This window comes from Colwellia marinimaniae, assembly GCF_002207865.1.
In the GTDB taxonomy this organism is placed as follows: Bacteria; Pseudomonadota; Gammaproteobacteria; order Enterobacterales; family Alteromonadaceae; genus Colwellia; species Colwellia marinimaniae.
The window spans coordinates 1-306 of the sequence record NZ_BDQM01000190.1 but is presented as its reverse complement, the minus strand read 5'-3'; the positions used below and the strand labels follow the sequence as shown (position 1 = coordinate 306).

At 68.0% G+C, this 306-nt stretch carries 1 protein-coding gene; it reads right to left on the bottom strand.

Going from position 1 to position 306, the window contains the following annotated elements; translation table 11 throughout:
* Positions 1 to 306, bottom strand: a 306-nt coding sequence (locus tag MTCD1_RS23555; protein ID WP_200818650.1) for a hypothetical protein, incomplete at both ends; no start/stop codon positions are given.

Below are 306 nucleotides of genomic sequence, written 5' to 3'. Positions count from 1 at the left end.
GCTCCACACCGTCCTGCTGGTCAAGACGCGCCGCAGGCACCAGGTCTTCACCACGAAACAGCGCCCAACCGGGCGTCATGCGTGACTCGTAGATGCCGGCCTTGCGCGCATGGCTCAGGCGCACGCGGTAGGTCAGGCTGGCCTTGTCGGCGCCCGGCTGCCACAGGCCACGACTGGCCCCCGCGTCAGGCCTGACCTGCCACTGGCCGTCGGCCTTGAAATCGCTGTAGTCACCGTCGCGGCCCAAGTCGAAGTCCAGGCTGCGCACCGCCGAGCCCACGAGACAGGCAGAAATCTCGTATGCCG